The sequence below is a fragment of the Rhodoferax lacus genome (assembly GCF_003415675.1).
Lineage (GTDB): Bacteria > Pseudomonadota > Gammaproteobacteria > Burkholderiales > Burkholderiaceae_C > Allorhodoferax > Allorhodoferax lacus.
Map to the genome: position 1 here is coordinate 32,459 of NZ_QFZK01000003.1, position 12,530 is coordinate 44,988.

The following is a 12,530-nucleotide window of genomic DNA, read 5'->3' on the forward strand; positions in this document are numbered from 1 at the left end:
AGCCTAGATGCGCTCGGCCACGGTGGTCATCACCTTGGCGGTTGCGCGCATCAGGTGCTTCACCGGCGCAGGCAGCTCCGTCGCCCCCGCTGCCTGCGCCTCATGGGCATGGCGCATCTCATCGTCGTGCATTTGAGCCACGATGGCGCGCGAGGCATGGTCGCCTGCGGGCAGGCTGTCCAGATGGCTTTTCAGGTGGGCGCCCACCTGGGTTTCGGTTTCCACCACAAAGCCCAGGCTGACCGCATCGCCCATGCGCCCGGCCAGCAACCCCAGACTAAAAGCACCGGCGTACCACAGCGGGTTGAGTAGCGATGGGCGCGAGCCCAGTTCCTCTAGTCGCTCGGCCGTCCAGGCCAGGTGATCCACTTCGTCGGCGCTGGCCTTGTTGAACTGCTGGCGCAACTCCGGGTTGCGGGTCGACAGGGCTTGCGCGGCATACAGCGCCTGCGCGCACACCTCGCCCACATGGTTCACCCGCATCAACCCGGCGGCCTTCCGCTTTTCTGCGTCATTGAGTTCCGTAGGACCTTCGGGCAGGGTGGCGCAGGCGGCAGAAGCGCGTGGCTTGGCAAACAGGGTGCGCAGGGCGGTGTCGGCGGCAATGAAGAAGGAGTCCATAGTCAAGTCAGTCCCAAAGTTGCCGATAAGTGTAGAGCAGGCAGGCGCTTTGCAAGCCCGATACAAATTGTTGCAGCCTTGCAACGAAAGCACGGTGGGCCACGCTTAATTTGCCGCTTTCCTTTGCAAAACCCCCTCCGCTCTGGTGCAATACATACAACTTCCTTGATCTAGGAGGTTGGCCCGGGGTTCCTCCTGGAGCCCTTTGTTAAACCTTGGAGAATATTTACATGAAAAAGACTCTCGTTGCACTGGCAGTTTTGGCTGCTTCTGGCGCTTCTTTCGCTCAAGTCACCATCACTGGTGAACTGGCCATGGGCTACAAGAGCACCACCACCGCTGGTGCCGGTTCCGACTCTACCTCTTCTGGTCTGGGTGTGAACACGTCCGGTATTTTCTTCAACGCAACTGAAGACCTCGGCGGCGGCATGAAGGCTGTTGCCAACATGGGCATCGAAGGTCTGGACCGTTCCGAAGAAGGTGGCGCTTTGTATGGCACCAACGCTGACCTGAGCATCATCACTGGTGCTGGCACTTTCAAGCTGGCTGCTGAAGAGCAAAACGGTTCCTTGTCCGGTACCCTGGCTGCTGTTGCACCAGGCTGGCTGGGTCAAGACGGCAAACTGTTCGCTGCCAACAGCGACCGTGACTCCGTGTCCTGGTCCATGCCCATCGGCCCCGTTGCCGTGGCTGTGAAGCACTCTGAGTCCGCAGCTGGTTTGGGTGAAGGCGTTGGATCCACTGGTAACAGCGGCCAAGGCAACAACTCCATCAGCGCCAAGTACGCTGCTGGTGCTCTGGGTGCTTATGCAGCCTACAACCTGTACGACAACAAAGACGGCGGCACCTTCCTGACTCTGGACAACAAGCTGACTCTGGCTGGTAGCTACGATCTGGGCGTTGCCAAGTTTGGCCTGGGTTTCCAAGTTGCCAAGAAGGTCAAGGGTTCCACCACTGACACCTACCTGTCGTTCGCAGTGCCGTTCGGCGCTTTGACCGTTGGTGGCGAGTGGGGCAATTCCAAGGATGACCTGGACGGAACCGTTGTTGCTGGCCGCGCTGACGGAACTCGCACTGGCATGGGCCTGGGCGCTTCCTACGCTCTGAGCAAGCGCACCACCGTGCTGGTCGGCTACCGTTCTTGGGACAATGTCGCCAACAGCGGTCTCGGCTACGGTAAAGACACACAAACCCGTGTGTACCTCGACCACACTTTCTAAATTGATGCTGGCGTAAGCCAGCTTTCAATGAAGCAAGTTAAAAACCCCGCTGCAGCAATGCAGCGGGGTTTTTTGTTGATCTGGATGGAGTGGCTGGCGCGTGCTCAGGCGTAGCGCTTGTTCCGCAAGTTGTGCTTCATCTCGCTCAGCAGCGGTTGCAGCTTGCCGCCGCCAATGCGCAGGGCCACGCAGGTGGCCAGGATGTCGATGATCATCAGGTGCAGCAGGCGCGAGACCATGGGGCTGTACTTGTCGAAGCCTTCGGGGTGGTCGGCGCTCAGGTGGATATGGCCTGCGCTGGCCAGGGGTGAGCCGCTGGCGGTGATGACTATTGTTGTAGCGCCGTTCTTGCGCGCGATGTCGCAGGCGTCCATCAGGTCGCGTGTGCGGCCCGAGTTGCTGATCACCACCACGCAGTCCCCGGCGCCCAGGATGGACGCGCTCATGACCTGCATGTGGCCGTCGCTGTAGGCGTTGGTGTTGATGCCCAAGCGAAAGAACTTGTGCTGTGCATCCAGCGCCACCACACCGGAATTGCCGACGCCAAAGAACTGGATCTGCCTGCCCGCGGTGTAGCTTTCCACCAGGGCGTTGACGGCCTTCTCGATGGCCATGCTGCTGGCGTCGTTGCGGTACTTCAGGAAGGCGGCCACCGTGTTGTCGATGACCTTGACCATGACGTCGCTGGTCTTGTCATCTGCGTCCACGCTGCGGTGGATGAAGGGCACGCCCTCGTTGACGGTGCCCGCCAATTTCAGCTTGAAATCGGACAGGCCGTCATAGCCCACACTGCGGCAAAAGCGCACCACCGTGGGCTTGCTCACATGGGCCCGGTCGGCCAGCTCGCTCACTGGCAGTTTGGCAAAAATGCGCGGGTCGGCCAGGCACAGCTTGCCCACCCGCTGTTCGGCGGGTGCCAGGGAGGGCAGGGAGGCTTTGATGCGTTCCAGCATGGGGGGCTTTCAGAAATTTAAGACTCTTCGCTCCAGCAAAAGCCGTCGCGGGCGATCATGGCGCTGGACGCACTGGGGCCCCAGGTGCCAGCGGCATACAGGCGCGGGCCTTGCGGGTCGTTGGTCCAGTGGTCAATCATGGGTTCGACCCAGCGCCAGGCTTCTTCCTGCTCATCGCTGCGCACAAACAGATTCAGGCGGCCGTCGATCACGTCCAGCAGCAAGCGCTCATACGCGCCCACGCGCTCGGAGCCAAAGCGTTTGTCAAAGTCCAGGTCCAGTTGCACCGGGGCCAGGGTTTGGGCTGCCGCGCCGCGCACGTTGCGGTTGGCCTGGCCCTGGGCCAGCAGGTGAAGCTCCAGTCCGTCCTTGGGCTGCAAGTGGATCACCAATTTGTTGGCCACATTGGTGTTGGAGTTGAAGATGGCATGCGGGGTGGCGCGGAAGTTCACCACGATGCTGCCTTCGCGTCCGGCCAGGCGTTTGCCGGTACGGATGTAGAAGGGCACACCGGCCCAGCGCCAGTTGGAGATTTCGGTGCGCAGGGCCACGAAAGTCTCGGTATTGCTGCTTGGGCTGACGCCGGTTTCCTCGCGGTAGCCGGGCACCTTTTGTCCGCCGCTGGTGCCCGCTGCATACTGGCCGCGGATCACGTCGTGCGTCAAAGACTCTTTGGTCCAGGGCTTGAGGGAGCGCAGCACCTTGAGCTTTTCATCGCGGATGGCATCGGCATGCGAGTTGATAGGCGGCTCCATGGCAATGGCGCACAGCAGTTGCAGCGCGTGGTTTTGCACCATGTCGCGCAGCGCCCCGGTGTTCTCATAGAAAGCGCCACGGCTTTCCACGCCCAGGTCTTCGGCAATGCTGATCTGGATGTTGGCAATGTGTTCCCGGCGCCACAGGGGCTCGAACAGGGCATTGCCAAAGCGCAGGGCAAACAGGTTTTGCACCGCAGGCTTGCCCAGGTAGTGGTCAATGCGGAAGACCTGCTTTTCCTCGAAGAACTTGCGCACCGTGTGGTTGATGGCGCGGTTGGAAGCCAGGTCATGGCCCAAGGGCTTTTCCAGCACCACGCGGGTCTTGGGTGTGTTCAGGCCAGCGGCGGCGAGTTGCTCGCACACGGTGGTGAACAGGGCCGGGGCAGTGGCCACGTACATCACCACCGTCTTGGTGTCGCGCTCGTGCAGCTTGGCTGCCAGCTTGCCGTAGTCGTCGGGCTTGGACAGGTCCATCTGCACAAATTCGAGCAGGGCGGCAAAGCGCCCAAACTCCTCAGAACTGGGGCGTTTGGCCAGGTCCACGTTGTCAAAACGGGCCTGGATAAGGCTGCGGTATTTTTCGTTGCCCAAGTCCTCCCGGCCCACGCCGATAATGCGTCCGCCTTCGGGCAAGGTGCCATGGCGGAAGGCTTGGAACAAAGCCGGCATCAGCTTGCGCCATGCCAGGTCACCGGTTCCACCAAACAGTACGAGATCAAAGCTCATGATTTGAAGTTACATAAATATTGACGTTGAAATGTAACTTTGTTTCATTGATAATTCAAGCGCCTTTTAACGAATAAAGCTGCCTACATGAACCAACTCGACGCGCTCAAGCAATGGACCACGGTTGTGGCCGATACCGGTGACTTCAAGCAACTGGACGCCTTCAAGCCGCAGGATGCCACCACCAACCCCTCCCTGATTCTCAAAGCCGTACAAAAGCCCGAGTACGCGCCGCTGCTGCAAGACACGGTGAACCAGTTCCGTGACCGCCCGCTGGACGAGATCATGGACCGGCTGCTGGTGCGCTTTGGCTGCGAGATCCTGTCCATCATTCCGGGCCGGGTCTCTACCGAAGTGGATGCACGCCTGAGCTTCAACACCAATGCCACGGTGGCGCGCGGTGAGCGCCTGATCGAGCTGTACCAGGCCGAAGGCATTCATATCGACCGCGTGCTGATCAAGGTGGCGTCCACCTGGGAGGGCATCCAGGCCGCCGAGCAGCTGGAGCGCAAGGGGATACACACCAACCTGACCCTGCTGTTTTCCTTCAGCCAGGCCGTGGCCTGTGCCCAGGCCAAGGTGCAACTCATCTCCCCGTTTGTGGGCCGCATCTACGACTGGTACAAAAAGACGGCTGGCGCCAAGTGGGTGGAGGCCGACATGGCAGGTGCCAACGACCCCGGCGTGCAGTCGGTCAAGCAGATTTATGACTACTACAAGAAGTACGGCATTGCCACCGAAGTGATGGGTGCGAGCTTTCGCAACGTCGGCCAGATCACCGCACTGGCAGGCTGCGACCTGCTGACCATCAGCCCCGATCTGCTGGCCGTATTGGCCGCAAACGATGCACCTCTGGTGCAGGCCCTGGATGCCAGCAAAGCCCAGACGCTGGACCTGCCGCATGTGTTCTTTGATGAGGCAGGTTTCCGCCTGGCCCTGAACGACGACGCCATGGCCACCGAAAAGCTGGCTGAAGGCATTCGCGCCTTCTGCGTGGATGCCATCAAACTGGAACAGTTGTTGCTGGGAGCCTGAACCATGGCACGTACACGATGTGATCGCACGCCCGCATGGGCCCAACTGCAAGCGGCCTATGCGGCCACTGGCAAAAGCTTTGACCTGCGCGACGCGTTTGTGCAGGACGCAGGGCGCTTTGAACGTTTGAGCCAAAGCGCACCGCTGGTGTTTGCGGACCTGTCCAAGAACCGCATCGACGCGGCCACTGAAAGCCTGTTGATGGACCTGGCACGCCAAAGCGGCGTGGCCGAGCACCGCGATGCCATGTTTGCCGGTGACAAGATCAACAACACCGAGGGCCGCGAAGTCTGGCATGTGCTGCTGCGCACGCCGGCCCCTGCCAGCAACGACGGCAGTCACCGTGCCACCGAGCTGGCCAAGGTGCACAGCACCCTGAACGCCATGCTGGCCTATGCCGACAGCGTGCATGCGGACGCTGCCATTACTGACGTGGTGAACATCGGAATCGGCGGCTCCGACCTGGGCCCGCAGATGGCCGTGGTGGCGCTGGATGCCTTTGCCACCTCGGGCAAACGCCTGCACTTTGTCAGCAATGTGGACGGGCATGAGTTGGCAGCCGTGCTCAAAAAGGTCAAGGTGGAGAGCACGCTGTTCCTGGTGGCCAGCAAGACCTTCACCACCATAGAGACCATGACCAATGCCAACTCGGCCAAGGCCTGGTTTGCAGCGCAGGGCGGCACCGACACGGCGCGCCACTTCGCCGCACTCACCACCAACGTGGCAGCAGCCAATGCCTTTGGCATCACCACCACCTTTGGTTTTTGGGACTGGGTGGGCGGGCGCTACTCCATGTGGTCGGCCATCGGCCTGCCGCTGGCCATTGCCATCGGCTCGGCGGGCTTCCGCGAATTCCTGGCTGGCGCACACGCCATGGACGAGCACTTCCGAACCGCCCCGCTGGAGCAGAACCTGCCGGTGCGACTGGGGCTGCTGGATGTCTGGTACCGCAACTTCCACGGCTTTACCAGCCGCAGCATTGCGCCCTACCACAGCGCCCTGCGTCGCTTGCCGGCCTATCTCCAGCAATTGGAGATGGAGAGCAACGGCAAGCAGGTGGATGCCGAAGGTGCGGCGCTGCCCTTCGGTACCTCGCCGGTGCTGTGGGGCGAGCCGGGTACCAACGGCCAACACGCCTACTTCCAGATGCTGCACCAGGGCACGGACGTGGTTCCCATGGAATTTGTGGCGGTTAAAAAAGCGCGCCACGACCTGGCGCTGCACCAGCCCCTGCTGCTGGCCAATGTGCTGGCGCAGGCCCAGGCGCTGATGGTTGGCAAAAGCGATGCGGGTGGCCACAAGAATTTTCCCGGCAACCGCCCCAGCACTTTCTTGTTGCTGGACGATTTGACGCCAGCCTCATTGGGCGCGCTGATTGCACTGCAGGAACACCGCGTGTTTGTCAGCGGCAGCCTGTGGGGCATCAACAGCTTTGACCAGTGGGGTGTGGAACTGGGCAAGGTGCTGGCCAAGGACATTGAGGCACGCATCTACAGCGGTGACGCGAGTGGGTTGGACGGCTCCACCGCAGGCCTGCTGGCGCGCCTGCGCGCCTGATGGAACTGACGCTGCCGCAGGCGCGGCAGCTGCAGCTCGCTGCCCAAGGCCTGTTGCAGCCCGCATCCAAGCCCGCTACGCGTGCAGGCTTGCGGGCCAGTGTGGCGTGCATGGGCCTGCTGCAAATCGACACCATCCACGTGGTGGCGCGCAGCCCCTACCTGGTGCTGTTCTCCCGCTTGGGCGCCTACCCGCAGCACTGGCTGGACGAGGCCTTGGCACAAGGCGCGCTGTTCGAGACCTGGGCGCACGAGGCCTGCTTTGCACCCGCAGAGGACCTGCTGGCCCACCGCCTGTACAACCGCGAGGCGCGCAAACACTGGGGTCTGGTCAACGCCCAAAAATCCCATGTAAAACAGCGTGCCGAGTTGGACAAACTGCTGGCGCTCATCCGCGACAACGGGCCGGTCAAGTCGTCCGACTTTGAGCGCCCCGAAGGCATACCGTCTGCCTGGTGGGGCTGGAAGGATGAGAAGCGCTGGCTGGAGGCGCTGTTTGCCTCTGGCGAGCTGATGGTGGCGCGGCGCGAGAAGTTTCAGCGTGTGTACGACCTGGCAGAGCGGGTGGCACCGCAGCTCAACGTGCTGGCAGGCAACCAGGATCCGATTGTTGATCCGCTGACGCCTAGCGTGCGCTTGGCGTCGGCCGAGCGCTCTGTGCGAGCGCCCACGCTGGCCGAGGTGCGCGCGCAATTCACCGAAAAATCCGTGGCAGCCTTGGGCCTCACCCAGGCGCGCTGGGTGCATGACTATTACCGCAGCAAGCCACGCCTTAAAGACACCGACCTCGACGTCCTGGTGGAACAAGGCCGTATGCTGCGCGTGGCTGTCGAGGGCTGGAGCGTGCCAGCCTATGTGCACAGCAACCAGAGCGCCTTGCTGAAGAAGGCCCTGGCGGGCAAGCTGGAGGCCACGCACACGGCCTTGCTATCGCCCTTTGATCCCATTGTCTGGGACCGCGAGCGGGCACTCACATTGTTTGGCTTCGACTACCGGCTGGAGTGCTACACGCCCGAGGCCAAGCGCATCCACGGCTACTTTGTGCTGCCCATTCTGTGCCGTGGTGAGCTCATAGGCCGGCTGGACGCCAAGGCCCACCGCGCCGAGGGCGTGTTCGAGGTCAAGGCCCTGCACGCGCAGGCAGGCTGCGCGTGGACCGATGCACAAACCATCGATGTCGCAGCGGCCATCCAGCGCTGTGCCAACTGGCACGCCACGCCACAGGTGAAAATCAGCCACACGCGGCCAGGCAAATTGGGCGCGGCCCTGCGGCGTGCGCTGCGGGACAACCTGACTGAGAGTTCTTCGCAATGAATGTGGTGTTTGATTTTGGCGCGGTGCTGTTCACCTGGCGCCCGGCCGATATCGTGGCCGATGTGTTTCCGGAGCGCGCTGGCACCGAGGCCGATGCCCGGCAACTGGCGCATGCCGTGTTCAGTCACCAGGACTGGCACAACTTTGACCGTGGCCTGATGGAGATGGATAACGTCATAAGCCGCACCGCCAGTCGCCTGCGGCTGGACCCGGCCCGGCTGCAGGCATTGGTGTACAGCATTGGCGAGCGCCTGCAGCCCATGCAGGACACGGTGGCTGTGCTGCGGTCCCTGCACGACAGACGCCAGCTGGGAGAGAGAGCCCAGAGTGAAAGCGGGGGCAGCGTACGCGGCCTGTACTTCCTCTCCAACATGCCCGTGCCCTATGCGCGCGAGTTGGAGCAAAAGCACGCGTTCCTGGGCCAGTTTGATGGCGGCATTTTTTCCGGCGACGTGCTGTGCAGCAAGCCCGACCCCGGCATCTACAGCCTTCTGCAGTCCCGCTACGGGCTGGTGCCGGGCAGCACGGTGTTCATTGACGACCTGAAGGCCAATGTGGACGCCGCTCGTGCCCTGGGCTGGGCGGGTATCCACTTCACTTCCGCCGAGCAACTGACGGAAGAACTGAAGCTACAGTGCAGCCTATGACCGATCCCAACTTGAGCGAACAGCCCATCCGCTGCTTCTGGGTGGATGGCTCGCAAATCTACCGCGACTACCACGACAGCGAATGGGGCTTTCCCGTCTATGAAGACCGGCGCCTGTTCGAGAAGATCTGCCTAGAAGGTTTTCAGTCGGGCCTCTCCTGGATCACCATCCTGAAGAAACGCGAGAACTTCCGAGCCGGTTTTGCCAACTTCCGGCTGGCTGAAGTGGCCCGCTTTGGCGACAAGGACATCGAGCGCCTGATGCAGGACGCAGGCATAGTCCGCCACCGCGGCAAGATCGAGGCCGCCATCAACAACGCCCGCTGCGCCGAGAAGCTGCTGGAGTCCGAAAGCTCCCTGGCCGCCTACTTTTGGAAGTTCGAGCCGTCACCAAAATCGCGCCCCCAACGCATCACCCGCGAGACCCTGCGCAGCATGACGCAGTGCGCCGAATCGGTTGCTCTCAGCAAGGACCTGAAAAAGCGCGGCTGGAAGTTCGTAGGCCCCACCACCATGTACGCCTTCATGCAAGCCATGGGCCTGGTCAACGACCATGAGGAAACGTGCTTTGTGCGCGAAGCAGCACTGCAAGCCAGAAAAGCCTTCGACCCCAACACCCTGTAAAAGGCGCCAAGAGCAAAAGCAAAAGCAAAAGCAAATGCAAAAGCGTTCCCCCAAAACAAAACCCCGCAAGGCTCGCACCGTGCGGGGTTTTGTTTTTGAAGGAGTGACATAAAGCCACTCCAACGCAGCATGAGGTTCCAGGCCTAGGCGCAAGGGCGCAGACAGTAGCAGCGCTACGGCAAGCCCTTGCAACGACGGCCTGGAACCTCAGGCAAGGCGAGCAATTACATGCCCATGCCGCCCATGCCGCCCATCCCACCCATATCACCACCACCCATGCCGCCGCCCATGCCGCCACCGTCAGCCTTGGGAGACTCGGCAATCATGCACTCGGTGGTCAGCATCAGGGATGCCACGGAAGCCGCGTTCTGCAGGGCAGTACGGGTCACCTTGGTGGGGTCCAGAATACCCATTTCGATCATGTCGCCGTAGGTGTCGTTGGCAGCGTTGAAGCCGTAGTTGCCCTTGCCGGCCAACACAGCAGCCACCACCACAGAGGCTTCGCCACCTGCGTTGTAGACGATTTCGCGCAGGGGGGCTTCGATGGCCTTCATCACCAGCTTGATACCGGCGTCCTGGTCAGCGTTAGCACCCTTGATCTCGCCAGCAGCTTGCTTGGCGCGCAGCAGAGCCACGCCGCCGCCAGCCACAATGCCTTCTTCCACAGCAGCGCGGGTAGCGTGCAGTGCGTCTTCCACGCGGGCCTTCTTTTCCTTCATCTCGACTTCGGTGGCAGCGCCAACCTTGATCACGGCAACACCGCCGGCCAGCTTGGCCACGCGCTCTTGCAGCTTTTCACGGTCGTAGTCGGAGGTGGCTTCTTCGATCTGCACACGCACTTGCTTGACGCGGGCTTCGATGTCAGCAGCAGCGCCGGCGCCGTCGATGATGATGGTGTTTTCCTTGCCCACTTCAATGCGCTTGGCGGAACCCAGGTCAGCCAGAGTCACTTTTTCCAGGGTCAGGCCGATTTCTTCAGCGATCACCTTGCCACCGGTCAGGATGGCGATGTCTTCCAGCATGGCCTTGCGACGGTCGCCAAAGCCAGGAGCCTTGACAGCCACCACCTTCAGGATGCCGCGGATGGTGTTGACCACCAGAGTTGCCAGGGCTTCGCCTTCGACATCTTCAGCAATGATCAGCAGGGGACGACCAGCCTTGGCAACTTGCTCCAGGGTGGGCAGCAGGTCACGGATGTTGCTGATCTTCTTGTCGAACAGGAGCACGAAGGGGTTGTCCAGCAAAGCGGATTGCTTTTCGGGGTTGTTGATGAAGTAGGGCGACAGGTAGCCGCGGTCAAACTGCATGCCTTCAACGACGTCGAGTTCGTTTTGCAGGCTCTTGCCGTCTTCCACGGTGATCACGCCTTCTTTGCCGACCTTGTCCATTGCGTTGGCAATGATGGTGCCGATGGATTCATCGCTGTTGGCGGAGATGGAGCCAACCTGTGCGATTTCCTTGGTGGTGGTGGTGGGCTTGGAAGCCTTTTTCAGTTCGGCGATCAGGGCTTCCACAGCCTTGTCGATACCGCGCTTGATGTCCATGGGGTTCATGCCGGCGGTCACGTACTTCATGCCTTCGTGCACGATGGCCTGGGCCAGCACGGTAGCAGTGGTGGTGCCGTCACCAGCGTTGTCAGAAGTCTTGGAAGCAACTTCCTTGACCATCTGCGCGCCCATGTTCTGCAGCTTGTCCTTGAGTTCGATTTCCTTGGCCACGGACACACCGTCCTTGGTCACGGTGGGGGCGCCGAAAGAGCGCTCCAGAACCACGTTACGACCCTTGGGGCCCAGGGTGACCTTGACCGCGTTGGCCAGGATGTTCACGCCTTCAACCATGCGTGCGCGGGCTTCGCCGCCGAAAATTACGTCTTTTGCTGCCATGTTAGGACTCCAAAAATTTAAAAGTTAAAAAGGACTTGTTGTGCGGGGGAGAACTTATTTCTCAACCACTGCAAACAAATCGTCTTCTTTCATGACCAGCAGCTCGTCGCCATCGACCTTGACGGTCTGGCCGCTGTATTTGCCGAACAAAACGCGGTCACCAACCTTGACGGTCAGAGCGGCGATTTCGCCCTTGTCATTGCGCTTGCCGGGGCCAACTGCCAGCACTTCGCCTTGATCAGGCTTTTCAGCGGCGTTGTCGGGGATGACGATGCCGGAGGCTGTTTTGGTTTCGCTTTCAACGCGTTTGACGATCACGCGGTCGGCCAGAGGACGCAGTTTCATGAGGAATCTCCTTGGTTTTGAAACAGAGGTAAAAAACAAGGCGCCCACTGCACAGAGCAGGCACCGGTGTCGGGTTCAGGCGGCGATGTTAGCACTCGTCTGAGCTGAGTGCTAATGATAAGGGTGTTTGGGGGGGATTCAAGAGCTTGTCCCAGATCGGGCTTCTTGATTTAATACGGCACTGCCGTATAATCGAGCCATGCACACGGTCTCTGAAACCGAAATTTTTCAAAGGTACGCAGCGGTCGTGTGGTCGGATGCCGCGCGTACCGAGTTCATCAACTGGATTGCAGCCAACCCGCTGGCAGGTGATGTTGTGCCGGGCTCGCACGGCTGCCGCAAAGTGCGCTGGAGTCGGGGCGGTATGGGTAAGCGCGGAGGTGCACGGGTCATCTACTTCAACACAGTCGAAGGTCGTATCTGGTTGTTGATCGTGTACGCAAAGGCAAAGTTCGACAACCTTCCCGTAGAATTTTTGGCAAAACTTAAATACGAGGTGGAATATGGCTAAGGCAATCGCCAAGTCGGTGGACAAGGAAATGCAGCAGTTCCAAAGCGACCTGCTGCAGTCGGTTCGTCAAATGAAAGCAGGCAAAGCCGCACGTACGACGGAGGTTGTTTTGACCTCGGCCGCAGAGGCGCGGACCAAAATGGGCGTGTCACAGTCTGAGTTTGCTCACTTGTTGGGCGTGTCAGTGCGGACCTTGCAAGACTGGGAGCAAGGTCGGCGTGAACCATCGGGTGCGGCCAGGACATTGTTGCGCATTGCTGCGCATTCACCGGAAGTCATGCGTTTGGTGGCATGAAATGAAGTGGGCTCGCGCAGGTTTGTCCGGCCGATAGCCCGCC

General features: G+C 60.8%; 13 protein-coding genes. 8 read left to right on the plus strand and 5 right to left on the minus strand.

The window, feature by feature from the left end; genetic code table 11:
- Window positions 1-3: 3 nt before the first annotated feature.
- A complete protein-coding gene (coq7, locus tag DIC66_RS06315; RefSeq protein WP_117175200.1) occupies window positions 4-621 on the minus strand; it encodes a 2-polyprenyl-3-methyl-6-methoxy-1,4-benzoquinone monooxygenase in 618 nt (205 codons plus the stop codon).
- Between the two features lie 230 nt (window positions 622-851).
- On the opposite strand from coq7, the gene DIC66_RS06320 reads away from it, so the two are divergent.
- Window positions 852-1,841 (plus strand): porin, encoded by a 990-nt coding sequence (locus tag DIC66_RS06320; RefSeq protein WP_117175202.1) that lies wholly within the window; start codon window positions 852-854, stop codon window positions 1,839-1,841.
- 104 nt (window positions 1,842-1,945) lie between these two features.
- On the opposite strand, the gene DIC66_RS06325 is transcribed toward DIC66_RS06320, so the two are convergent.
- Together DIC66_RS06325 and zwf are read right to left on the minus strand one after the other, a co-directional pair.
- Window positions 1,946-2,794, minus strand: coding sequence for a MurR/RpiR family transcriptional regulator (locus DIC66_RS06325; protein ID WP_117175204.1), 849 nt, complete (start codon window positions 2,792-2,794; stop codon window positions 1,946-1,948).
- Window positions 2,795-2,811: 17 nt separating this feature from the next.
- On the minus strand, window positions 2,812-4,278 hold the full coding sequence (gene zwf, locus DIC66_RS06330; RefSeq protein WP_117175206.1) for a glucose-6-phosphate dehydrogenase: 1,467 nt from the start codon (window positions 4,276-4,278) through the stop codon (window positions 2,812-2,814).
- Window positions 4,279-4,365: 87 nt separating this feature from the next.
- Here zwf and tal point away from each other — a divergent pair, with 87 nt between their 5' ends.
- From tal to DIC66_RS06355, 5 genes are read left to right on the plus strand one after another with little or no spacing between them, the layout of a single operon-like run.
- A complete protein-coding gene (gene tal, locus DIC66_RS06335; RefSeq protein ID WP_117175208.1) occupies window positions 4,366-5,313 on the plus strand; it encodes a transaldolase in 948 nt (315 codons plus the stop codon).
- Between the two features lie 3 nt (window positions 5,314-5,316).
- The gene (gene pgi / locus DIC66_RS06340) at window positions 5,317-6,870 is read left to right on the plus strand and encodes a glucose-6-phosphate isomerase (protein ID WP_117175210.1); all 1,554 of its coding nucleotides are present in this window, start codon (window positions 5,317-5,319) and stop codon (window positions 6,868-6,870) included.
- A complete protein-coding gene (locus DIC66_RS06345) occupies window positions 6,870-8,183 on the plus strand; it encodes a winged helix-turn-helix domain-containing protein (RefSeq protein ID WP_117175212.1) in 1,314 nt (437 codons plus the stop codon). The genes pgi and DIC66_RS06345 overlap by 1 nt, the downstream gene beginning before the upstream one ends.
- Window positions 8,180-8,830: an HAD family hydrolase gene (locus DIC66_RS06350; RefSeq protein WP_117175214.1), complete on the plus strand. Its 651-nt coding sequence runs from the start codon at window positions 8,180-8,182 to the stop codon at window positions 8,828-8,830. The genes DIC66_RS06345 and DIC66_RS06350 overlap by 4 nt, the downstream gene beginning before the upstream one ends.
- Window positions 8,827-9,453, plus strand: coding sequence for a DNA-3-methyladenine glycosylase I (locus DIC66_RS06355; protein ID WP_117175216.1), 627 nt, complete (start codon window positions 8,827-8,829; stop codon window positions 9,451-9,453). The genes DIC66_RS06350 and DIC66_RS06355 overlap by 4 nt, the downstream gene beginning before the upstream one ends.
- Window positions 9,454-9,677: 224 nt before the next feature.
- On the opposite strand, the gene groL is transcribed toward DIC66_RS06355, so the two are convergent.
- Together groL and groES are read right to left on the minus strand one after the other, a co-directional pair.
- Complete coding sequence (gene groL / locus DIC66_RS06360) at window positions 9,678-11,336, minus strand: chaperonin GroEL (protein WP_117175218.1); 1,659 nt, start codon at window positions 11,334-11,336, stop codon at window positions 9,678-9,680.
- A gap of 54 nt (window positions 11,337-11,390) precedes the next feature.
- Window positions 11,391-11,681 carry a co-chaperone GroES gene (gene groES, locus DIC66_RS06365; RefSeq protein ID WP_117175220.1) on the minus strand — a complete coding sequence of 97 codons (291 nt, stop codon included), beginning with the start codon at window positions 11,679-11,681 and terminating at the stop codon, window positions 11,391-11,393.
- Between the two features lie 199 nt (window positions 11,682-11,880).
- Here groES and DIC66_RS06370 point away from each other — a divergent pair, with 199 nt between their 5' ends.
- Together DIC66_RS06370 and DIC66_RS06375 are read left to right on the plus strand one after the other, a co-directional pair.
- Complete coding sequence (locus DIC66_RS06370; protein WP_117175222.1) at window positions 11,881-12,192, plus strand: transcriptional regulator; 312 nt, start codon at window positions 11,881-11,883, stop codon at window positions 12,190-12,192.
- The gene (locus DIC66_RS06375) at window positions 12,185-12,487 is read left to right on the plus strand and encodes a helix-turn-helix domain-containing protein (RefSeq protein WP_233505809.1); all 303 of its coding nucleotides are present in this window, start codon (window positions 12,185-12,187) and stop codon (window positions 12,485-12,487) included. Before DIC66_RS06370 ends, DIC66_RS06375 begins: the two co-directional genes overlap by 8 nt.
- Window positions 12,488-12,530: the final 43 nt, after the last annotated feature.